The organism is Oleiphilus sp. HI0128 (assembly GCF_001635365.1).
Window position 1 is genome coordinate 1 of sequence record NZ_LWGG01000107.1, and the last position, 979, is coordinate 979.

General features: G+C 43.4%; 1 pseudogene. It reads right to left on the bottom strand.

Annotated elements, in window-relative coordinates:
• A pseudogene (locus tag A3763_RS01345) lies at positions 1-944 on the bottom strand (glucose-6-phosphate isomerase); the annotation flags it as partial.
• Positions 945-979 lie beyond the last annotated feature (35 nt).

Genomic DNA, 979 nt, shown 5'->3' on the forward strand with positions numbered 1-979 from the left:
AAGGGAGCTGAGATAAAATGCTCATCCATTTCGTGTGCGCCTTGTAGCAAGGCTTCGAAGTGCTCATTGCCAATCATAAATGCGATTGGAAGACCAATTGCAGACCAGAGTGAATAGCGCCCTCCTACCCAGTCCCACATAGGGAAGATATTTTCTTCCTTAACTCCAAAGGCTATCGCAGCTTCGATATTACTGCTCACAGCATAGAGATGCATGCCAAGGTCTTCTTGAAGCATTCCGTGCTCTAGTAGAAAGTTCTTTACAGTTTGAGCATTTGTAAGTGTTTCCTGTGTACCGAAGGACTTAGACTGAATCAGGAAAATGGTGGATTCAGGTACGATCTGAGAGAGCACTTGGTGGCTATCGCTACTGTCTACGTTAGCAATATAGTGACAACTCAGGCCTTCTTTGGCGATGGGTGATAGTGCTTCGGTAACTGTTTTGGGGCCTAGATAAGAGCCCCCAATGCCGATACTAACGAGAGTATCAATGGGTTTTCCGGTGTAACCAAGAACTTCCTGTTGGTGTATTTTATCAACGAATTCTTGAATTTGAATTCGACATTCAAGGATTTCATCCAATATATCTTGGCTAGGCGAATAGCTAGTAGTTTGAGTCAGGCTAGACTTTGGAAGTCGTAAGGCCGTATGTAAGACGCCTCTGTCCTCTGTGTTGTTCAGTAAGTCTCCATTCTCTCCTGTGCCACAAAACAAGGCCTTAACCTTTGCTTCAAGCCCTGCTTCAGCAGTGAGCTGAGATAAGAGCGAAATCGTTTCCTCGGTGACACGGTTTTTTGAATAATCATAAAAGACATGTGGTGCCTGAAAGGAGTAGCGATCAAAGCGCTTAGGATCACCTTCAAATAGGTCTTTTACATGAAGCTTAGTAATGAATTTGGCATGATCCTTTAATGCTTGGTAACTAGGTAATACATCCAATGTCATAGTGTTACTCAATATCGATGGTTAAAGATTCACCG